Consider the following 19,733-nt stretch of genomic DNA (forward strand, 5'->3'; position numbering starts at 1 on the left):
GCTCCGGAGCACGCTCACCCATGAAATTCCGCCTGACCACCCTGCTGGCCCTCGGCCTCCTGGCCGGCAGTGCCCTGCCCGCCCAGGCCGCCGGCGGCCTCGCCCCCCTGGGGCGCGGCCTCATCGCCCCCGCCGACATCACCGGGGGCATCCTGTTCGGCAAGAACGGCGAAGTGATCCCCCTCGACGCCCAAGGCAAGCCCCAGTCCCCCTGCGTCATGTCCAAGGCCGTCGATGGCAAGGCCAAAGCCAGCAAGCTGCCCGAGTGCCCCAGCGGGCCCGAGGCCGGGCAAGGCGAGGGCAACGGCCCGAAACCCAAGGCCGCCGTGCCCTGCCAGGGCTACTACATCATTTGGATCAACAACAGGCCGGTGAAGGTCTGGTACCCCGCCGGCTGCACCCCGCCGTAAGCCCCGCACGGAGTACGGTCAACGACACAGGGCGCCCGGGGGCGCCCTGTGTCGTTGTGGAGGCCGGATCAGGCCGGCAGGCGTTCGCTGCAGGCGCCCCGGACCCGCGCCCACATCACCAGCAGCAGGTCGATCTCGTCGGGGATGGCCTCGGGGTCCATCTCGGCCATGGCCGCGCGACGGCAGGTCGCTTCTGAACACAGGGGGCAGGGTTGGGTGCAGCGAGGGGCAGAGGCGGCGGCCATGCGAGGACTCCCGTTCAGCCGGGCGGCGGAAAGACACCCCGATGAGCGCTCCGTTTGACCCGTAAGGCCGCTAGTCTAGGCAAAGCGGCATCGGGCCGAAGCCCCGGAAGGCACTACGGAAGTGTGACAAAGGTCACGCCGCCGGGCGGGGCTTGTGCCGAGTGGGGTCGGACTCACCCTGCTTTCCTCGGTTTGAAGTCGTCTGCCACCTCAAGCCCCGCCGCTTGTCCCGTGGGGTCGAATTCATTCGACCTCGGACGCGGGTCACAGGCAAGCCGATGATTCAAGGGACGAAGACCCCACAGGGAGAGGGATCGCGTCTGCGCGGCATTTTCCCGTGGGGTCGAATTTATTCGACCGCGGACGGTGGTGAGCGCCATGCCGATGATCAACGTGCCAAGGTCGAATGAATTCGACCCCACAGGAGAGAGCCTCAGGCGCGCCGCTCAGTCACGGCCCTTGAGTTCGGGGCGGAGCTTGAGGGTGGTGGCGATGCGCTCGGCAATGGCCCGGGCTTCGGGGGCTGAGGGGAAGGGGCCGAGCTGCAGGCGGTACTTGCCTTCGGCGGCCAGCACCGAGACCGATGACTTGAGCCACTTGAGCTCGTGCTCGACAAAGCCCTTGAAGTGCTCGGCATTGACGGCATTGGCGAAGGCCCCGAGTTGCAGGAAGACGGGTTCGCCGCTGCGGGCAGGGGCGGCGGCGACAAGCGGCGCCGACACGACGGGGGCCGGCGTAGCCTGGGCCAGGGCCGGCGCCTCGACGGGCCGGACGGGCTCGGCCAGGGCGGCCTGCGTTGCCGCCTGGGGAGCGGCCGGGCGGGCCGGTGCTGCGGCCAGATGCGCCGAGGGAGTGGGCGCACGCCGCCGGATGGGCGGCACACTGCGGCCGGGCTGCACCATGGCCACCCCCTCGGGCAGCATCAGCGCCACTTCGACGTTGGCATGGCCGTTATCGGTGTAGCCGAGCTTATAGGCGGCGGCATAGGAGAGGTCGATGATGCGCCCCGGGTGGAAAGGGCCACGGTCGTTGATGCGCACCACCGCCGAACGCCCGTTGGCCAGGTTGGTGACGCGCACGTAGCTGGGGATGGGCAGGCTGGGGTGGGCGGCGGTCATGGCGTACATGTCGAAGCTGTCGCCACTGGATGTCTTTTTGCCGTGGAAGGGCTTGCCGTACCAGCTGGCCACGCCCTTCTGGCGGAAGGAGCTGCCGCTGTTGCCCAGGGCCACGCCCTGGCCGAGGGCGTAGTCTTCCTTTTCGAAGCGCGGAGCTTCAAGGGAGGGCGTTTCATCGGCCGCGTCATCGGGGCCGTCATAGCGGAAGGGGCTGGAAAAAACCCGCTGAGGAGAACCGGCCTTGAGGCTGGACTGGAAGACGGGCTCTGCCTGGGTATCGGCGGCCACAGCGATAGTGCTCAGGGTACAAGCTGCGAGCACCGGGACAAGCGACTGGACACGACAAAGCTTGGCCAGCCGGAACCCGGCTCGCGGGTGTTTCGCTACAGGGTGCATGACGCTCTTTCCTGTTCGGGCGCGCGCGTCAGGCGCGCGCAGGTTCAGGTGCCTACCCGGCGTCGGTGTCGCTGAATGCTCATGAGCATTCCGACACCCAGACACAGGGTAACGAGTGCAGTGCCACCGTAACTGACGAAGGGTAACGGGACCCCGACAACGGGGAGAATTCCGCTCACCATGCCCATGTTCACCAACGCGTAAGTGAAGAAGATCAGCGTCAGGGCGCCGGCAAGCAGGCGCGAGAACAGGGTCGGGGCACCAGCGGCAATAAAAAGGCCGCGGAAAATCAATAGGATATAAATTACCACAAGTATGAGGGCGCCGACTAGCCCGAATTCTTCGGTGAGCACGGCGAAGATGAAGTCGGTGTGACGCTCGGGCAGAAAGTCGAGGTGGGTCTGGGTGCCGTTACCCCAGCCCTTGCCGACGACGCCGCCGGAACCGATGGCGATGGTGGACTGGATGATGTGAAAGCCCTTGCCGAGGGGGTCGGAAGTGGGGTCGAGCAGGGTGCACACCCGGTGTTTCTGGTATTCCCGCAGGCCCGGCCAATCCACCCCGGGCTGGCAGATGGTGTCGCCCATGGCCACGATGGAGGCAACGCCGACGATGCCGACCACCGCCACCGGCAGGATCAGGCGCCAGGTAAGGCCGGCGAAGAAGAGCACAAAGAAGCCCGAAGCCGTCACCAGAATGGCGGTGCCCAGGTCGGGCTGCTTGGCGATGAGCCCTACCGGCAGCAGGAGCAAGCTGGTGGCGATCAGAAAGTCGCGGCCACGGATCATGCCCTCACGACTCTGGAAGTACCAGGCGAGAGTCAGGGGCATGGCGATCTTCATGAGCTCGGAGGGCTGGATGCGGGTGATGCCGATGTTGAGCCAACGCCGGGCGCCCTTGGAGACGTCACCGAACAGGGCCACGGCGATGAGCAGCAGAATGCCGAGAACGTACAGGGGCAGGGCGATGCTCATGAGCCGCGGAGGGGGGGTGCGCGCCGCCAGCCACATGGCAAGAAAGGCGACCCCCGCATTGACGGCCAGGGTGCCGAGGCGCTCCGGTGAGGCGCTGACCATGATCACTGCCGAATAGGTGGTGAGGATGAGGATCAGCACCATCAAGGGGCCATCGAGGGGCGAGAGCAGAAAGTGCAGCCACTTGCGGGGGTCGAGACGCGGGTTCACTCGGCCCCCTCCGCGGACTCTTCAGCCGCCGGGTCTTCGGGGGCGATGCCCGCCGGCACCTTGCCCAGCAGGTAGTAGTCGAGGGCCTGGCGGGCGATGGGCGCCGCCGACTGGGCGCCGAAGCCGCCGTTTTCCACCAGCACGGCCAAGGCGATCTTGGGCTTGTCGGCGGGGGCGAAGGCAATGAACCAGGAATGGTCGCGCAGGCGCTCGGCGATCCGCCCTTCCACATACTTGCCCCCGCGCAGGGAATACACCTGGGCGGTGCCGGTTTTGCCGCCCACTTCATAGGGCGCCCCGGCAAACGCCCGGGCGCCGGTGCCGGCCTTGTTCACGCCGACCATGGCGCGTTTGATGAGGTCGATGTGGGCCTGCTTGAGGGGAATGGTGCGCAGCGGTTGAGGTTCGATGGTACGCCGCTCACCGGTCTTGGCATCAACCACGTGGCGGGCGAGGTGAGGGCGATAGAGCACGCCGTTATTGACCAGCGCAGCCAGCCCCTGAGCCATCTGCAAGGGGGTGTAGGCGTTGTAGCCCTGGCCAATGCCCACCGAGATGGTCTCACCGCCGAACCACTTTTGCTGTTCGGGCCGCTTGAAGCGCTTCTTCTTCCATTCGGGGGAGGGCAACACGCCCTCGGCCTCGCCGGGCAGATCGATGCCGGAGCGCTGGCCGAAACCGAAGGGGCGCATGAAGCCGGCGATGGCATCGATGCCCATGTCGTTGGCGAGGACGTAGTAGTAGGTGTTGCAGGAGACGACGATGGATTTGTAGAGATCGACGCTGCCATGCCCGCCAACCTTGTCATCCATGAAACGGTGCCCGCCGAAGTTGAAGTAGCCCGGGTCGGCGAGCGCCTGGTTGGGGGTGCGCTTGCCGGTGGTGAGGGCACCCAGGGCCATGAAGGGCTTGAAGGTGGAGCCCGGCGGGTAGGCGCTGTAGATGGCCCGGTTGAGCAGGGGCTTGTCCTGGTCGGTATTGAGCTGGTCCCAGTCCTGGGGGGCGATGCCGTCCACGAACAGGTTCGGATCGAAGGTGGGCGTGGACACCATGGCCAACACGCCGCCAGTTGAGGGCTCGATGGCCACCAGGGCGCCACGCCGATTGCCAAAGGCCTTTTCGACGATTTCCTGGAGCTTGAGGTCGAGAGTCAGGATGACGTTGTTGCCAGGCACCGCCGGGGTGCGGCGCAAGAGGCGCACGGCACGGCCGCCGGAATCCACCTCGACCTCCTCGAAGCCGGTGATGCCGTGGAGATCGCGCTCATAGCTCTTTTCGAGGCCGGACTTGCCGATGTGGTCGGTACCCCGATAGTTGGCCGCGTCGTCGTTCTCCTCGATGCGTTCGAGGTCGCGGTCATTGATGCGTCCGATGTAGCCGATGACGTGGGACGCGAAGCTGCCCATGGGGTAGTCACGGAACAGGCGGGCCTTCAATTCGACCCCCGGGAAACGGTAGCGCTGGGCGATGAAGCGGGCGACCTCTTCATCCGACAGGCGGTTGCGCAGGGGCAGGGATTCAAAGCTCTTGGATTCGTCCATGAGCTTCTTGAGGCGCTTGCGGTCTTTGGGCTGGATATCCACCAGCTTGGACAGCGCTTCGATGGTGGCTTCCAGATCGTCGACCTTGGAAGGAGTGATCTCGAGGGTGTAGGCCGAGTAGTTTCGCGCCAGTACGGTGCCGTTGCGATCGGTGATCAGGCCCCGGTTGGGGACGATGGGCACCAGGGAGATGCGGTTATCCTCGGCACGGGTGGAGTAGTAGTCGTAGCGCACCACCTGCAGGTAGGAGAAGCGCGCCACCAGCAGGCCGAAACCGATCAGGGCAACGATGCCGGCCACGGCCAGGCGGCCACGAAAACGGGCAAGCTCCTGCTCGGGGGTGCGGATGTCGGCCATGGGCGTTCAGATGGGGCGGTTCTCGTCCCGCTCCGTGGGCTGATACTGAGGCAGCAGCAACACGTAGTGCAGGGGAATCCACAGCACGGCGGCAACGAAGCTGCCGAAGAACATCCACCAGCCGGGAAACTCGGCACCGGCCATGAGACGCACGATGACCATCACCACCTGGGACAGGAAGAGCAGGGGCAGCACGTGCAAGGCCTGCTCCACCGGAGTGAACCAGAGCACCCGACGCGACAGCTCGTTGGCGGCGTAGGCCACCAACACGTAGGCAAAGGCGTGCTGGCCGAGGGCCGCGCCCACCCCGATGTCGGTCAGCAAACCAAACACGAAGCCCGCGCCGATGCCGATCTTGAGGGGCTCGCGGATGCACCAGAAAGCCAGCACCAGAGCCACGAAATCAGGTACGGCGGGCAGATGGCCGGTGGGGATGTAGTTGAGAAACAGGGCGGTGAAGAGGGTGGTGTAGACAAACCACATCTTCACCGGCAGCAGGATGCGACGGGAGCGGTTGGTGGGCTGCACGGCTTACTCCTTGGCAGGCCGGGCCTTGCGGCCCTTGAGCTTGCCCACCACCGGCTCCACCTCCGGCGGCCGGGCCGGCAGGCTCTCCCGGTGGCCGAGGACGAGCACATGGGTGAAGCGCTCGACGCCGGCAGCCGGCAGACAGGGAATGCGGGCAAAGGTCTGGGCCTGATCGCGCTCGACCCGGGCCACGGTAGCCACGGGCAGACCGGCCAGGAAGACCCCGTCGAGGCCCGAGGTGACGATCTTGTCGCCCGGCTGGACGTCGGCATTGGCGGCCAGGTAGCGCAGCTCCATCAGGCCGTCGCCGGAGCCGAAGAGCACGGCCCGGAGCCCGCTGCGTACCACCATCACAGGAATCGCCTGGTCTTTGTCGGTGAGCAGGGTCAGCTCGGACTGCATGGGGAAGACACGGGTGATCTGACCAACCACACCGACATCGTCCACCACCGCCTGGCCGGCTTCGATGCCGGCCTGGGCCCCCTTGTCGAGGATGACCTTGCGCGAAAACGGGTCCTTGGCGGTGTACATGATCTCCGCCACCGTGGATTTCACCGGCTGACGCTCGCGAGCTTCAAGGAGGGTGCGCAGGTGGCGGTTCTCCTGTTCGAGCTGCTCCAGACGCAGCAGACGCTCGCCGCCCTGCAACTGCTTGCTCTTGAGCTCCTTGTTCTCGATCTGCAGGCGCACCAGGGAGGCGAAGTAGTCGGAGGCGTTGCGCACGAAATCCGCCGGGGTGGCCGCCGCCATCTGCAGCGGGTAGGCCAGCACCGACAGCCCCTGGCGGAAAGCGTCGAGGTAGCGCAGCTTGAGGTCGCTTACCAACAACGCCAAAGACAGGACGAGAAAAAAGACGAGTTTGGCCAGCGGAGCCGGCCCGCGTTTGAAGAAGGGAGGGGGGGAATGGCCGACCATGGGACGGGATCGCTCAGGTCGATCGGCAAACGGCGGCGCCCGGGACAAGCCCGGGTGGGTGGCAGCGGCTGGAGAACACGGGGTTCAGCGCCGACGCCCTGGCCGCCAGGCCGACTTTATTCGCTGGTAAAGATGGAGCCGAGCTGGTCCATCTTTTCGAGGGCCATACCGGAACCGCGCACCACGCAGGTCAGAGGGTCGTCGGCGACGATGACGGGAAGACCGGTTTCTTCCATCAGCAGGCGGTCGAGGTCACGCAACAGGGCACCGCCACCGGTCAGCACCATGCCGCGTTCGGCGATGTCGGCGCCGAGTTCGGGCGGGGTCTGCTCCAGGCCGATCTTGACCGCGGAAACGATCTGGTTCAGGGGCTCGGTGAGGGCTTCGAGGATTTCGTTGGAGGAGATGGTGAAGGCCCGGGGGATACCCTCGGCCAGGTTGCGGCCCTTGACTTCCATTTCCTTGACTTCGGAGCCGGGGAAGGCGGAGCCGATTTCCTTCTTGATGGACTCGGCGGTGGTTTCACCGATGAGCATGCCGTAATTGCGGCGGATGTAATTGACGATGGCCTCGTCGAACTTGTCACCGCCGACGCGGATGGAGCCGGCATAGACCATGCCGCCCAGGGAGATCACCCCCACTTCGGTGGTGCCACCGCCGATATCGACGACCATCGAACCCGTCGCGTCGGCCACCGGCATGCCGGCACCGATGGCCGCGGCCATGGGTTCTTCGATGAGGTAAACATTGCTGGCACCGGCGCCGAGGGCTGATTCACGGATGGCGCGGCGCTCGACCTGGGTGGAGCCGCAGGGCACGCAGATGATGATGCGCGGGCTGGGAGAGAACAGGCGGGTGTCGTGAACCTTCTTGATGAACTGCTTGAGCATCTGCTCGGTGACGGTGAAGTCAGCGATCACACCATCCTTCATCGGCCGGATGGCCGTGATGTTGCCCGGCGTCTTGCCCAGCATCTGCTTGGCAGACATGCCCACCGACAGGATGGTTTTCTTGGCATTTGGCCCACCTTCGGTGCGGATCGCCACCACAGACGGTTCGTCGAGGACGATTCCCTTGCCGCGAACGTAGATCAGGGTGTTGGCGGTGCCGAGGTCGATGGCGAGATCGTTCGAAAAATAGGAGCGCAGAGAACCAAACATCGGAGAAAAATCCCGGAAAAACCGTTAGGAGGGGTTGGGAATTGGGGCAACAGAATCGCTTATGATAACCTACAAACCTTTGTCGTTTAAGCAACTTTGTAAATTACCATGTCCCTCTCCCTCGACGAAGTCCGGCATATTGCCAAGCTCGCCCGCCTCGAACTCGCCGGGGGCGACCTGGATGCCACCCAGGCCAAACTGAACGGTATTTTCGGTCTCATCGAGGAGATGCAGGCGGTCAATACCGACGGGGTCGAACCCATGAGCCACCCCCAGGACCTGGCCCAGCGCCTGCGTGAGGATCGTGTCGCCGAGAGCGACCGTCGCGCCGCCTACCAGTCCGTCGCCCCGCAGACCGAAGCCGGGCTGTACCTGGTGCCCAAGGTCATCGAATAAGCCCCGCCTCCCCGGCCCTCCTACACAGTCCCACGCCCAGCCCCACGCACCATGATCGACTCCAGCCTCAAGGACATCGCCGCGGCCCTCCGCGACAGGAAAGTCTCCGCCGTCGAACTCGCCACCGAGAGCCTGGCCCGCATCGACGCCGGCAACCCGAAGATCAACGCCTTCGTCACCGTTGACCGGGACGGCGCCCTCGCCGCGGCCCGCGCCGCTGACGAACGCCTGGCCGCCGGCAATGGCGGTCCGCTCACCGGCATCCCCCTGGCCCACAAGGATGTGTTCTGCACCGAAGGCGTGCTGACCACCTGCGGCTCGAAGATGCTGTCCAACTTCGTCAGCCCCTACGACGCCCACGTGGTGAGCCTGCTCAAGGCAGCCGGCACGGTTATGGTGGGCAAGGCCAACATGGACGAGTTCGCCATGGGCTCGTCCAACGAAAACTCCCACTTCGGCCCCACCCGCAACCCCTGGAACACCGACAAGGTGCCCGGCGGCTCGTCCGGCGGCTCGGCCGCGGCGGTGGCGGCGCGCATGGTGCCCATCGCCACCGGCACCGACACCGGCGGCTCGATCCGCCAGCCGGCGGCCCTGTGCGGCATCACCGGCATCAAGCCCACCTACGGCCGGGTGTCCCGCTACGGCATGATCGCCTACGCCTCGTCCCTCGATCAGGGCGGCGCCTTTGGCCGCTCGGCTGACGACTGCGCCGTGCTGCTGTCGGCCATGGCCGGCCACGACCCCCGCGACTCCACCAGCCTGGAGCAGGGCCCCGAGGACTTCGGCCGTGAGTGCACCCCGGCGAAGGCCCAGCCCCTCGCCGGCCTGCGCATCGGCCTGCCGAAGGAGTTCTTCGCCGAGGGCATGTCGGACGACGTGCGCGCTGCGGTGGATGCCGCCATTGCCGAGTACCGCAAGCTCGGCGCCACCATCGTCGAGGTGAGCCTGCCCAACACCCGCCTGGCCATCCCCGCCTATTACGTGATCGCCCCGGCCGAGGCAAGCTCCAACCTGTCCCGCTTCGACGGGGTTCGCTACGGGCACCGGGCTGCCGAATATGGCGATCTCAACGACATGTATTGCAAGAGCCGCGCCCAGGGCTTCGGCGGCGAGGTGCAGCGGCGCATCCTGGTGGGCACCTACGTGCTCTCCCACGGTTACTACGACGCTTACTACATCAAGGCCCAGAAGCTGCGCCGCCTGATTGCCAATGACTTCGCTGCCGCCTTTACCCAGTGCGACGTGATCGCCGGCCCGGTGAGCCCCAGCGTGGCCTTCGGCATCGGCGAGAAGAGCGACGACCCGGTGCAGATGTACCTTTCGGACATCTACACCATCGCCGTCAACCTGGCCGGCCTGCCCGCCCTGTCCCACCCGGCCGGCTTCGGTACCGGCGGCCTGCCGGTGGGTCTGCAGCTGATCGGCAACTACTTCGGCGAGGCACGCCTGCTGGGCACCGCCCACCAGTTCCAGCAGGCCACCGACTGGCACCGGCAGACGCCGGCCGGCTTCTGAGGCTGCCGCCGATGATGCCCCTGCGCGTCACAGGCCGCATCGCGGCCGGCCTGTCCCTCGCCGTACTGGCCGGGTGTGCCGCCGTGGATCAGGTCACCCACCGCCCCGAGACAGCCCCCGCCGCCCGCGGCCAGAGCCCCTCGGCGCCGGTGGAGCGCCCCGCCGGCAAGCTCAAGCCCATGCCCCTGCGCACCTTCACGGTGAAGACCGAATGCCGCTTTAAGGACGAAGCCGGCAACTTCGGCAAGGCCACCGTGGACGTGAGCGACTCCAAGGTGCGCGCCTTCAACGTGGAAATGACCATGCCGAAGCGCGGCAGCTGCCGCTACGACCTGGCCCAGTTCCGCCAGACCCAGGCCCTGCCGTCCATCGAGCTCACCGGCGCCCGCGAATGCCGGGTGCGCATGTGGGAACAGGGCGAGCAGATCACCGTGGCCTTCGCCGGTTGCCATCACCTGTGTTCCCCTTCCAGCGCCCACGACTACGTGTGGCCGCTGCTGATCGACAAGCCTACGGGCCAATGCGACTAAGCGACTAATTTAGAGAGCCTCCTCATGAGCAGAACCGACTGGGAAGTCGTCATCGGGCTGGAAGTGCATACCCAGCTCAACACGCAGTCCAAGATCTTCTCCGGCGCCAGCATCGCCTTCGGCGCGGAACCCAACGCCCAGGCCTGCGCTGTGGACATCGCCCTGCCCGGCGTGCTGCCGGTGCTCAACAAGGGTGCCGTGGAACGGGCCATCCGCTTCGGCCTGGCAGTGGGCGCCACCATCGCCCCGAAGAGCATCTTCGCCCGCAAGAACTACTTCTACCCCGACCTCCCCAAGGGCTACCAGATCAGCCAGTACGAGCTGCCCGTGGTGGTCGGCGGGCAGATCCCCCTGCTGGTGCCCGACGGCAAGGGCGGCACCTATGAGAAGACGGTCAACCTGACCCGCGCCCACCTGGAGGAAGACGCCGGCAAGAGCCTGCACGAAGACTTCCACGGCATGACCGGCATCGACCTCAACCGGGCCGGCACGCCGCTGCTGGAGATCGTCTCCGAACCCGAGATGCGCTCCTCCGCCGAGGCCGTGGCCTACGCCAAGGCCCTGCACGCCCTGGTGCGCTGGATCGACATCTGCGACGGCAACATGCAGGAAGGTTCCTTCCGCTGCGACGCCAACGTATCGGTGCGCCCCCGCGGCCAGGCCGAGTTCGGCACCCGCCGCGAGATCAAAAACCTCAACAGCTTCCGCTTCCTGCAGCAGGCCATCGACTTTGAAGTTCAGTGGCAGATCGACCTGATCGAGGACGGCGGCAAGGTCCAGCAGGCCACCGTGCTGTTCGACCCGGACAGCGGCGAGACCCGCGCCATGCGCAGCAAGGAAGACGCCCACGACTACCGCTACTTCCCCGACCCCGACCTGCTGCCGCTGGTCATCGACAACGCCTGGATCGAACGGGTGAAGGGCGAGCTGCCCGAGCTGCCGGCCGCCCTGTCGGGCCGCTTCCAGGGCGAGTACGGCCTGTCTGCCTACGACGCCACCACCCTCACCGCCAGCCGCGAAGTGGCCCAGTTCTACCTGGACACCGTCGCCGCCGCCGGCACCGCCAACGCCAAGACCTGCGCCAACTGGGTGATGGGCGATCTGGCCGCACGCCTCAACAAGGCCGAGCTCGACATCACCGCCAGCCCGCTGAGCGCGGCCCAGCTGGCCGGCCTGGTGGCGCGCATTGCCGACAACACCATCTCCAACGCCATCGCCAAAAAAGTCTTCGACGCGCTGTGGAACAAGGAAGGTGATTCGGCCGACGCCATCATCGACGCCCAGGGCCTCAAGCAGGTCACCGACACGGGAGCCATCGAGGCCATCATCGACGAGGTACTGGCCGCCAACCCGAAGTCGGTCGAGGAGTTCCGTGCCGGCAAGGAGAAAGCCTTCAACGCCCTTGTCGGCCAGTGCATGAAGGCGAGCGAGGGCAAGGCCAACCCGGCCCAGGTGAATGAGCTGCTGAAAAAGAAGCTCGGCTGAAAACCGTCCCCCGGGGCACGGCGCCTTTATGGATGCCGTGTCACGGACGATGAGGCGTGCAGGGTCGAAATCACTCGACCTCACGGGAGAGTCGACTCCCTGGTCGCCTGCCTCTGCCCACCTCTCAGGGAAAGTAGGGCAGCAAAGCCTTCGCGGCGTCAATGCGCAGCTCTGCACTGGCGCCCGGATCGTTCATCACCGCCAGCAGAAAGCTCTTCGGATCGACAAAGCCGCTGCCCACGGCCAGCCCGGCGGAGGGTGTTGTGCCAGGCCGGGCCGGTGCTTCCATCACCAGCCCCGTGACCGGCCCACCCAGCGCCGGCACCATCGCTCCGCCGGGCGCCAGCACGCCCAGCACACGCTGGAAATCCGCCAGGGCAATCGACTTGAAGCCCGCCAGCAGCTCGGCCTGACGCTCCGGGCTGGGAGCCATGTCGAGCCAAGTCTCGTCGGCGAACATGCCGCCCATGGCGGGGTCGATGAAGGCCGTCCAGCGGCCGTCGCCCCGCTCGTGGGCCGGCGCCAGGGGCACCGTACGCGCCGCAGCCGAGGGCAGCAGGCTCAGCTGAGCCACGGGCAGCTCGCCCAGGAAACGCGCCTGCAGCCCAGCGAGAAAGGCCTCTGCCCGGTCCAGGGGCACCGGGTCCGCCAGCGAGAACCACACCCGGAAGCCCGCCGGGCCGGCCACAGACACCGCCGGCGCCGGCAGCTCCAGTACGTTGACCACGCCTTCGCACAGGGCCACCACCGGCGTCCAGCCAGCCGCAGGCGCCAGGCCGATCACCATCGTCCACACCCACTCGTCCGGACTCACCAGATCCAGCGCCAGCCCCGTCTCCGGCAGCGGATCAGGCAGATCCTGGCCCGGCCGGCCGAAGAGACGCTGGAGTTCAGCACTCAGGGATTGCATGGCTACCCTCCATCAAGGTCATGTCGAAGGGGCCCGAATGTACAAGCCTCGCCCTCGCTTGCAAAGCCAGCAGCCAGGCCCCTGCCTCAGCCGCCTTGCTGCCCGCGGCGCAGCCAGCGCAGGAGGGTAGCGTAGAGGCGGTCCGGCTCCACCGGCTTGGACAGGAAATCGTCCATACCGGCCGCCATGCACTGGGCCCGGTCCTCGGCAAAGGCGTTGGCGGTCATGGCGACGATGGGCAGGTGCAGCCCGCCCGGCATGCGACGGATCTGGCGGGTGGCCTCAAGCCCGTCCATCTCGGGCATCTGCATGTCCATCAGCACAAGCTCGAAGGGCGAGTTGCGCACCATGTCCACGGCCACTGCACCATTACCGGCCACCGCCACGTCGAGCCCGGCGTCCTGGAGGAAGAGCCGCGCCACCTCCTGATTCACCGGCTCGTCCTCCACCAGCAGAATGTGGGTGCCCGCGTGCTCGCGGCGCAGAATCGCCTCTGCCCCTACTGCTGCCCCAGGGGCCGACAGGACATGGGGAATGCTGCTGCCAATCCCCAGCCAGGCGGTGAACCAGAAGGTGCTGCCCTCGCCCGGAGTACTGTGGGCGCCGGCCTCGCCGCCCATCAGCTCGGCCAGGCGCCGGGTGATGACCAGCCCGAGGCCGGTTCCCCCGTACTTGCGGGTATTCGAGGCATCCGCCTGCTCGAAGGCCCGGAACAGCTTGGGCAGGGCTTCGGGCGGAATGCCGATGCCGGTGTCACTGACCTCCACCCGAAGCAGCAGGCGCTCGCCCTCCCGCGCCGCCACACGGATGGTGAGGGTCACGCTGCCGGCTTCGGTGAATTTGACCGCGTTGCTGGCCAGGTTGAGCAGGGCCTGGGTGAGCCGCGTGGCATCCCCCCGCAGCAGGCACAGCAGCGGCTCGCACTCCACCGACAGCTGCAAGCCCTTGGCGCTGGCCTTTTCATGGACCATGGAGGCCACATTGGCCACCAGGCTGTCGAGGGCGAACAGGCCCTCATCAAGGAGAAACTTCTCTGCCTCGATCTTGGAGAGGTCAAGGATATCGTTGATCACCGCCAGCAGGTGGCGGGCCGCATTGTCGATCTTGCCAAGCTGCTCTGCCTGGCTGGGGCTGGCCCCTTCGCGCTGCATGATGCGGGTCATGCCGAGCACCGCATTGAGGGGGGTGCGAATCTCGTGGCTCATGTTGGCCAGGAAGGCGCTCTTGGCCCGGCTGGCACTTTCGGCGGCATCCTTGGCCAGGGCCAGCTCACGGGTCCGGGCCTCGACCAGGCTCTCAAGCTGGAGACGGTGGCGGGCCAACTCCGCCTCGTTGCGCTTCTGTTCGGTGATGTCCTGCTTGATTCCGAGGTAATGGGAGACACTGCCATCGGCCTGGCGCACCGGGGAGATGATCGCCGCCTCCACGTACACTTCCCCGGTCTTGCGCCGATTGACCAGTTCGCCCCGCCACACCTGGCCCTGGCTCAGGCAATCCCACAGCTCGCGGAAAACCTCGGGCGGGGTTTCACCAGAGTGCATGATCCGCGGGTTCTCACCACGCACCTCGTCGAGGGTGTAGCCGGAGGCCTGCTCGAAGGCCTTGTTGACGTAGAGGATGCGTGCATCCAGATCGGTCAGCACGATGCTGCCCGGGCTCTGCTCCACCGCGGTAGATAACATGCGTAGCTGCTCTTCGGCCCGTTTGCGCTCGGAGATGTCGGTGGAAATGCCACACAGGGCGTAGATGCTGCCATCCTCCCGGCGCAGGGGCAGCTTGATCGACAGGTAGCTGCGCGCCTCGCCAGTGCGGCGGTCCACGTTGGTCTCCTCGACCTCGATGCGCTCACCGCCCCTGATGATGCGGCGGTCGTTGACCCGCAGCGCGTTGGCGGTCGCTTTGTCGAAGTAGGCCGCGTCGGAAGTGCCGACGAGTTGCTCGCGGCTGACGCCGAACAGCTCGGCCAGCGCCCGGTTGGCGTAAGTGTAGTGGTACTCGTGATCCTTGATGTAGATGTAGGCACCCACGTTGTCGAGGATGGTCTCGAGCATCTCATCGCTTTGCCGGCGCAGGATCTCGGCCTGACGACGGGCGGTGACGTCAAGGACGATGCCGATGTAGCTGCCTATCCGACCATCATCGCCCACCACTGGCTGGCCCCGACACATCAGCCAGCGCGGCACCTCGCCGGGTTGCGGGCACAGCGGGTACTCTGCCTCGAAACCCTCACCCCTCTCCCGGGCTGCCCGGATGATCCCCTCAACCCGGTCCCGGTCATCGGGGCGGATCGTATTGCGCCAGGCCTCATAGGACGGAGTGCATGACTGGGCGGGCAGGCCGTAGAGCGCCCACAACTCGTCGGACCAGTAGCTGTTGTTAGTCTCCAGGAACCACTCCCAGGACCCGGCCCGGGCGGCATCCAGAGCCAGGCGCAAGCGTCGCTCGCTGGCCCGCAGCAAGGCCTCGGAGAGGCTGCGCTCAGTCACGTCGGAGACCGTAGCCAGCACATGCTCGATGCCATCCAGTTCGAGGCTGCCCAGGCTGATTTCGATGGCGATCTCGTCGCCAGACTTGCAGCGCCCACGCAGGTTGCGCCGGGCCATCAGGGCGTGGGCCTGCTCGGGTGCCCTGTGGTACAGGGCACGCTGGTTCGCGTGGGCGGGGCGCAGGGTTTCAGGGACAAGAATATCCACCGACTGTCCGGACAGCTCGCCCGGGGCATAACCGAACATGCGCTCCATGGCCGGATTGACCAGCACGATCCGCCCGTCCGGATCCGCCACCAGCAGCCCCTCCACACTGGAATTCCAGACCTGCCGGAAGCGTGCCTCGCTGTCGGCTTGAGCAGCTTCGGCGCGATGCAGGTCGGAGATGTCGGTAAAGGTCAGCACCGCACCAGCGTGTTCGCCCAGCTCGTTGCGGTAGGTGTCGATCTGCATCAGATAGTGGAAGCCGCGCTGATGTACGTGCTCCACCCGGGACTCGCCGCCGCTCACCACCGCTCCCACCCACTCCCGCAGCTGGGGCAGGTCCAGGTGGCAGGGCACGCCGTAGAGAAACTGGCCGATGTCGTTCGGCAACAGCCCGAAGATCCGGCTGGCGAGGGCGTTGAAGCGGGTCACCCGCCCGTCCCGGTCCACCACAACCAGGCTGGTGCGAATGGAGTTCTGGATATTGCCCAGGGTGGCATTGAGCTGGACGTACTCAAGGGACTTGACCCGCAATTCGTCGTTGAGGGTGGTGAGCTCTTCGTTGGAAGCCTGCAGTTCCTCGTTGGAGGACTGCAGCTCTTCGCTGGACGACTGGATCTCCTCATTGAGGGACTGCAGTTCCTCGTTGGACATCTCCAGCTCTTCGATCACGGTCTGCAGGTGGGCCCGGGTATCGGCCAGTTCCTCCCTCAAGCGGGCGATTTCGCCCATGGCATCGACGGAAAGGAGGGCTGAGCCTGCCCCACTCTCGACCAGCGGCGGGAGCACCGGACTCTCTTCGAAGCAGATAAGTACCGCCGCCTCACTGGCCCCATCTGGCCCGAGCAGACGACGCAGCACCGGGCGCACGCGCAGGGTCTGTTCGCCAAACTGGACCAGCACGCCACCGCCCTGCAGCACCTCGGCTTTGTCCTGCCGCAGGCGATAGCACAGGGCCTTCAACTCGCCTCGCAACTCTGGGAGACATAGGGAAAACACCGAAAAATCAGCACTTTCCACAGGCAGCGAAAAATAGCGCCGACTGGCGCCAAAGAAATGCAGGGGCGCAAACGCCGCATCCACCAGCACCCCTGGTGGGCCATAGGCCTCAAACATCAGTCGGCGGCTGTGTTCGACCAGATCCTGCACCGGGCTGCCGTGGGCCGGCACCACCACCGAACGCACCGGACGCTCGGCGAGGCCGAGGCGGGGAGCCCTGACCACCCGCACGCCGGCCGCCGCCCTGCGCCGGTAAAGCTTGACGGCCGGATCGATGGCCTCGAACAACCCGGCCACGCTGCCCACCGACTCGGACTGGCCGAGCAGCAACAGCCCCCCCGGATTGATGGCAAAGTGGAAGGTGCGGATCAGCTCCGCCTGCTGAGCCGGCTTGAAGTAGATCAGAATGTTGCGGCAACTCACCAGGTCCATCCGGATGAAAGGGGGATGCCCGGTGAGATCGTGGGCCGAGAACACACACAGCTCACGCAAGCGCTTTACCACCCGCCAGCCGCCACCATCCGGCCGGAACCAGCGGTTGCGCCGCTCGGGGTCGAGACCGGCGAGATCCGTCGCCGCGTACACGCCGGCCCGGGCAAAATCCAGGGCCTCCTGATCGATGTCCGAGGCAAAAACCCGCAGCTCCCGCTGATCCAGCCGGTCGCCGAGGATCTCGGCGAGCAGGATGGCGATGGAATAGGCCTCTTCGCCAGTGGCGCAGGCCGGCACCCACACCCGCAGGGCATCCCCCGGACGCTTGGCCGCCACCAGGGTGCGCAGACTGCGCCCCAGGGCATCGAAGACAGCCCCGTCACGGAAGAAGGATGACACCGAGATCAAAAAACTGTGCTGCAGCATGCCCAACTCGCCAGGGTCCGCCTGCACGTGGGCAAAGTAAGCCTCGATACTGGTAAAACCCATGGCCTGGCTGCGGCGCAGGGTCTGACGCCGCAGGGTGCTTTCCTTGTAAACACCCAGATCCACCCCTGTTTCACGGGAAGTCAGGGCAAGCAGGGTGCGGAAGGCTCTGTCCTCGGCCTCGGCGCGCTGCTCGGCCAGGCTGTCGAGGCGGATCTCGACATCGTTGAGCCAGTCAGCCGCCGCCTCCAAGGTGTCCAGCCCTTCGTCTGCCAGATAGAGCACCGCGCCCCCCGCCACACGGACGGCACGGGCACCGGCAATCTCAGCGCCGTCCCGCGGCACGGGCAACACCCCCACCACCGCCGCGCCGCCCACGTCGGCCGCCGATTCAAGCAACCTGTCGAGCACGCTTGTGGCCGTGTCTCCGGGGCCGGTCGGCAGGACACCCAGCCCACGCTCATGAAAGATCAAGGCCTGCCCGGCCGGGCAGACGTGAACCCAATCGACCTCGGGACTGACGCCATCCTGCGCATGACGCACCTGCAGACGCGACTCCACAGCAAGCTCACTCAGCCCCAGCGGGTCGGCCAATACAAATGCAGCGCGGCCTCGCGGATCAAGGCGCCGCAGGAGTTCCCGGACACGCCAGGGCCTGTCCGCAAAGCCCCCCAAGACCACCAGGCAGGGGCGCTTGCCGGTATCCGGAATATCGGTGCCGACCATCCTTATTGCCGTCATAGCGTGTTGCGAATCGCCGATTTCAGGAAACTGTTTCGCGATGGTATGCCGAAGCTGCGGGGTTTTCCATGACATGGGCGAGGCTGCCGTTTCAAGGGCCCCTCACACCCCTTGCGAAACCCGCCCAGACGTTCCATGATGAAGCATCAACCCGATCCGGAGATGCCATCATGATTCGTTCCGTTGCCCTGCTGCTCGCCCTGGCCCTGGGTTTCACCGCCGCTGCCCAGGCCTGTGGCGACAATGCCAAGCACACCAAGCCCGACATGAGCAAGCCGGCAGCCCCCAAGACGGGTACCTGACCGGCCAGAAGAGTGGGCGCCCATGGGCGCCTTTTTTGCCACTAAAACATCCCCGGGGCCGGCAGCACTCCCACGGGGCGGCCCCCGTGCAGATGAGCACGGGTGGCTCTTGTTCCTGATCGCCTTTTTCCTGTTTCAACGCATCGGCCATTAAACCCATAATCGGAGACACCTATGCCCAACAGAACGCTGCGTCAGGTCGTGGAAGGCCAGACCCTCATTTCCGCCATCGCCGACACCTCCGTCCGCGCTGCAGCCATTGCCATGGCCAACAGCAAGGTCGGCGCCATCATGGTGGTGGACGACAAGGGCCAGCTTGCCGGCCTGTTCACCGAACGCGATGTGCTCAACCGGGTCGTGGCCAAAGGGCTCGATCCGGACAAGACGCCCCTGTCGGCGGTCATGACCAGCTCGCTGCAGACGGCCTCGCCCGACAAGCCCCTGGCCCACGCCCTGCACATGATGTTTGAAGGCGGCTTCCGGCACGTGCCGGTCGTCGAGAACGACAAGCCGGTGGGCATGGTGTCGGCCCGCAACGCCCTCGGGCTGGAAATCTGCCAGTTCGAGAAGGAGCTGAAAGACCGCGACCACATCGCCGAGATCCTCTGAGCCAGACCCAGGCGCACAACCCCGAAGGGCCCCGCAAGGGGCCTTTCGCCGTTAACCGTAACGGCCCCGACGCGCCCGCGCCCGGTCAAATCGCCTAAGATTGCGCTTTCCCCACCACCAAGAAAGCGTCAAACCCATGTTTTCCGGAATCGTTGCCGCCACCGGCCGCATCCTGAATGTGTCTCCCCTCGAAGAAGGCGTGCGTCTCACGGTGGACGTCGGCACCCTGGATCTGGACGATGTGCAACTGGGCGACAGCATCGCCAACAACGGCGTGTGCCTCACGGTGATCTCCCGGGACGGCAACACTGTCCAGTTCGATGTCTCACGCGAGAGCCTCAACTGCACCGTCGGCCTGGATGCCCCCGGCGAGGTTAACCTCGAAAAGGCCCTGCGCCTGGCCGACCGCCTGGGCGGTCACCTGGTGACCGGCCACGTGGACGGCCTCGGCGAGGTGCTGCGCTTCGCCCCGGTCGGCGAAAGCCACGAGTTGGTGATCCGCGCACCGGCAGCCCTTGCCGGCTACATCGCCCGCAAGGGCTCAATCACCGTGGATGGAGTGAGCCTGACCGTGAATCAGGTCGATGGCTGTGATTTCTCCATCAACCTGATTCCCCACACCGTGCAGGTAACCACCCTGCGCCGCCTGGTGATCGGCAGCAAGGTAAACCTGGAGATCGACCTGATCGCCCGCTACTGCGAACGCCTGCTCAGCATGGACCGCAGCGCCGACTGAACCGTTTCGGCCACGCCGGTGACGTGCCGGCCCGCCCACCCGTCTCATTCTTATCACGTCCACCGGGACATTCCGGGGCCAGGCAGCCGCTTCGCATCGCCCTGC

General features: G+C 66.1%; 17 protein-coding genes. 8 read left to right on the forward strand and 9 right to left on the reverse strand.

Annotation, left to right across the window (positions count from 1 at the left end; all coding sequences use genetic code 11):
• The first annotated feature begins 20 nt into the window (after positions 1 to 20).
• Entirely contained in the window at positions 21 to 410 is a 390-nt protein-coding gene (locus tag PHI64_RS04935) for a hypothetical protein (protein ID WP_299879492.1), read from the forward strand.
• A gap of 68 nt (positions 411 to 478) precedes the next feature.
• Here PHI64_RS04935 and PHI64_RS04940 read toward each other — a convergent pair whose 3' ends face one another.
• From PHI64_RS04940 to PHI64_RS04970, 7 genes are all read right to left on the reverse strand, one after another.
• Complete coding sequence (locus tag PHI64_RS04940) at positions 479 to 655, reverse strand: hypothetical protein (protein WP_299879495.1); 177 nt, start codon at positions 653 to 655, stop codon at positions 479 to 481.
• A gap of 446 nt (positions 656 to 1,101) precedes the next feature.
• Positions 1,102 to 2,169: a septal ring lytic transglycosylase RlpA family protein gene (locus tag PHI64_RS04945; protein ID WP_299879498.1), complete on the reverse strand. Its 1,068-nt coding sequence runs from the start codon at positions 2,167 to 2,169 to the stop codon at positions 1,102 to 1,104.
• A 44-nt stretch (positions 2,170 to 2,213) separates the two neighbouring features.
• Positions 2,214 to 3,287, reverse strand: coding sequence for a rod shape-determining protein RodA (rodA, locus tag PHI64_RS04950; RefSeq protein WP_299879725.1), 1,074 nt, complete (start codon positions 3,285 to 3,287; stop codon positions 2,214 to 2,216).
• Between the two features lie 62 nt (positions 3,288 to 3,349).
• Positions 3,350 to 5,251 (reverse strand): penicillin-binding protein 2, encoded by a 1,902-nt coding sequence (gene mrdA, locus PHI64_RS04955; protein ID WP_299879500.1) that lies wholly within the window; start codon positions 5,249 to 5,251, stop codon positions 3,350 to 3,352.
• 6 nt (positions 5,252 to 5,257) lie between these two features.
• Positions 5,258 to 5,779, reverse strand: a complete 522-nt coding sequence (mreD, locus tag PHI64_RS04960; protein ID WP_299879502.1) for a rod shape-determining protein MreD — start codon at positions 5,777 to 5,779, stop codon at positions 5,258 to 5,260.
• A 3-nt stretch (positions 5,780 to 5,782) separates the two neighbouring features.
• Positions 5,783 to 6,694 carry a rod shape-determining protein MreC gene (mreC, locus tag PHI64_RS04965; RefSeq protein ID WP_299879504.1) on the reverse strand — a complete coding sequence of 304 codons (912 nt, stop codon included), beginning with the start codon at positions 6,692 to 6,694 and terminating at the stop codon, positions 5,783 to 5,785.
• Positions 6,695 to 6,810: 116 nt separating this feature from the next.
• Entirely contained in the window at positions 6,811 to 7,854 is a 1,044-nt protein-coding gene (locus PHI64_RS04970; RefSeq protein WP_296407110.1) for a rod shape-determining protein, read from the reverse strand.
• Positions 7,855 to 7,962: 108 nt separating this feature from the next.
• On the opposite strand from PHI64_RS04970, the gene gatC reads away from it, so the two are divergent.
• Genes gatC through gatB form a run of 4 tightly spaced genes read left to right on the forward strand, consistent with a single transcriptional unit; the run spans position 7,963 to position 11,783 of the window.
• Positions 7,963 to 8,250 carry an Asp-tRNA(Asn)/Glu-tRNA(Gln) amidotransferase subunit GatC gene (gene gatC / locus PHI64_RS04975; RefSeq protein WP_299879507.1) on the forward strand — a complete coding sequence of 96 codons (288 nt, stop codon included), beginning with the start codon at positions 7,963 to 7,965 and terminating at the stop codon, positions 8,248 to 8,250.
• Between the two features lie 51 nt (positions 8,251 to 8,301).
• Positions 8,302 to 9,768 (forward strand): Asp-tRNA(Asn)/Glu-tRNA(Gln) amidotransferase subunit GatA, encoded by a 1,467-nt coding sequence (gatA, locus tag PHI64_RS04980; protein ID WP_299879509.1) that lies wholly within the window; start codon positions 8,302 to 8,304, stop codon positions 9,766 to 9,768.
• Positions 9,769 to 9,779: 11 nt separating this feature from the next.
• The gene (locus PHI64_RS04985; RefSeq protein ID WP_299879511.1) at positions 9,780 to 10,298 is read left to right on the forward strand and encodes a hypothetical protein; all 519 of its coding nucleotides are present in this window, start codon (positions 9,780 to 9,782) and stop codon (positions 10,296 to 10,298) included.
• 24 nt (positions 10,299 to 10,322) lie between these two features.
• Complete coding sequence (gene gatB / locus PHI64_RS04990) at positions 10,323 to 11,783, forward strand: Asp-tRNA(Asn)/Glu-tRNA(Gln) amidotransferase subunit GatB (RefSeq protein ID WP_299879513.1); 1,461 nt, start codon at positions 10,323 to 10,325, stop codon at positions 11,781 to 11,783.
• A gap of 124 nt (positions 11,784 to 11,907) precedes the next feature.
• On the opposite strand, the gene PHI64_RS04995 is transcribed toward gatB, so the two are convergent.
• A complete protein-coding gene (locus PHI64_RS04995) occupies positions 11,908 to 12,693 on the reverse strand; it encodes a hypothetical protein (protein ID WP_299879515.1) in 786 nt (261 codons plus the stop codon).
• 86 nt (positions 12,694 to 12,779) lie between these two features.
• Positions 12,780 to 17,966: a PAS domain S-box protein gene (locus PHI64_RS05000; RefSeq protein ID WP_299879517.1), complete on the reverse strand. Its 5,187-nt coding sequence runs from the start codon at positions 17,964 to 17,966 to the stop codon at positions 12,780 to 12,782.
• 185 nt (positions 17,967 to 18,151) lie between these two features.
• Between PHI64_RS05000 and PHI64_RS05005 the strand changes: the two genes are divergently transcribed.
• The 3 genes from PHI64_RS05005 to PHI64_RS05015 all read left to right on the forward strand — a co-directional run bounded on the left by PHI64_RS05005 (position 18,152) and on the right by PHI64_RS05015 (position 19,628).
• Positions 18,152 to 18,283: a hypothetical protein gene (locus PHI64_RS05005; protein ID WP_299879519.1), complete on the forward strand. Its 132-nt coding sequence runs from the start codon at positions 18,152 to 18,154 to the stop codon at positions 18,281 to 18,283.
• A gap of 174 nt (positions 18,284 to 18,457) precedes the next feature.
• A complete protein-coding gene (locus tag PHI64_RS05010) occupies positions 18,458 to 18,892 on the forward strand; it encodes a CBS domain-containing protein (protein WP_299879521.1) in 435 nt (144 codons plus the stop codon).
• A gap of 136 nt (positions 18,893 to 19,028) precedes the next feature.
• The gene (locus PHI64_RS05015) at positions 19,029 to 19,628 is read left to right on the forward strand and encodes a riboflavin synthase (protein WP_299879523.1); all 600 of its coding nucleotides are present in this window, start codon (positions 19,029 to 19,031) and stop codon (positions 19,626 to 19,628) included.
• Positions 19,629 to 19,733 lie beyond the last annotated feature (105 nt).

Origin of the sequence: Zoogloea sp. (genome assembly GCF_028689785.1) — a bacterium.
Taxonomy (GTDB): domain Bacteria; phylum Pseudomonadota; class Gammaproteobacteria; order Burkholderiales; family Rhodocyclaceae; genus Zoogloea.

Bases quoted from the DNA above. Each gene is read 5' to 3' on its own strand.
- PHI64_RS04935 (WP_299879492.1), top strand. From the start codon at position 21: ATGAAATTCCGCCTGACCACCCTGCTGGCCCTCGGCCTCCTGGCCGGC.
- PHI64_RS04940 (WP_299879495.1), bottom strand. From the start codon at position 655: ATGGCCGCCGCCTCTGCCCCTCGCTGCACCCAACCCTGCCCCCTGTGT.
- PHI64_RS04945 (WP_299879498.1), bottom strand. From the start codon at position 2,169: ATGCACCCTGTAGCGAAACACCCGCGAGCCGGGTTCCGGCTGGCCAAG.
- rodA (WP_299879725.1), bottom strand. From the start codon at position 3,287: ATGGTGCTGATCCTCATCCTCACCACCTATTCGGCAGTGATCATGGTC.
- mrdA (WP_299879500.1), bottom strand. From the start codon at position 5,251: ATGGCCGACATCCGCACCCCCGAGCAGGAGCTTGCCCGTTTTCGTGGC.
- mreC (WP_299879504.1), bottom strand. From the start codon at position 6,694: ATGGTCGGCCATTCCCCCCCTCCCTTCTTCAAACGCGGGCCGGCTCCG.
- PHI64_RS04970 (WP_296407110.1), bottom strand. From the start codon at position 7,854: ATGTTTGGTTCTCTGCGCTCCTATTTTTCGAACGATCTCGCCATCGAC.
- gatC (WP_299879507.1), top strand. From the start codon at position 7,963: ATGTCCCTCTCCCTCGACGAAGTCCGGCATATTGCCAAGCTCGCCCGC.
- gatA (WP_299879509.1), top strand. From the start codon at position 8,302: ATGATCGACTCCAGCCTCAAGGACATCGCCGCGGCCCTCCGCGACAGG.
- PHI64_RS04985 (WP_299879511.1), top strand. From the start codon at position 9,780: ATGATGCCCCTGCGCGTCACAGGCCGCATCGCGGCCGGCCTGTCCCTC.
- gatB (WP_299879513.1), top strand. From the start codon at position 10,323: ATGAGCAGAACCGACTGGGAAGTCGTCATCGGGCTGGAAGTGCATACC.
- PHI64_RS04995 (WP_299879515.1), bottom strand. From the start codon at position 12,693: ATGCAATCCCTGAGTGCTGAACTCCAGCGTCTCTTCGGCCGGCCGGGC.
- PHI64_RS05000 (WP_299879517.1), bottom strand. From the start codon at position 17,966: ATGGTCGGCACCGATATTCCGGATACCGGCAAGCGCCCCTGCCTGGTG.
- PHI64_RS05005 (WP_299879519.1), top strand. From the start codon at position 18,152: ATGATTCGTTCCGTTGCCCTGCTGCTCGCCCTGGCCCTGGGTTTCACC.
- PHI64_RS05010 (WP_299879521.1), top strand. From the start codon at position 18,458: ATGCCCAACAGAACGCTGCGTCAGGTCGTGGAAGGCCAGACCCTCATT.
- PHI64_RS05015 (WP_299879523.1), top strand. From the start codon at position 19,029: ATGTTTTCCGGAATCGTTGCCGCCACCGGCCGCATCCTGAATGTGTCT.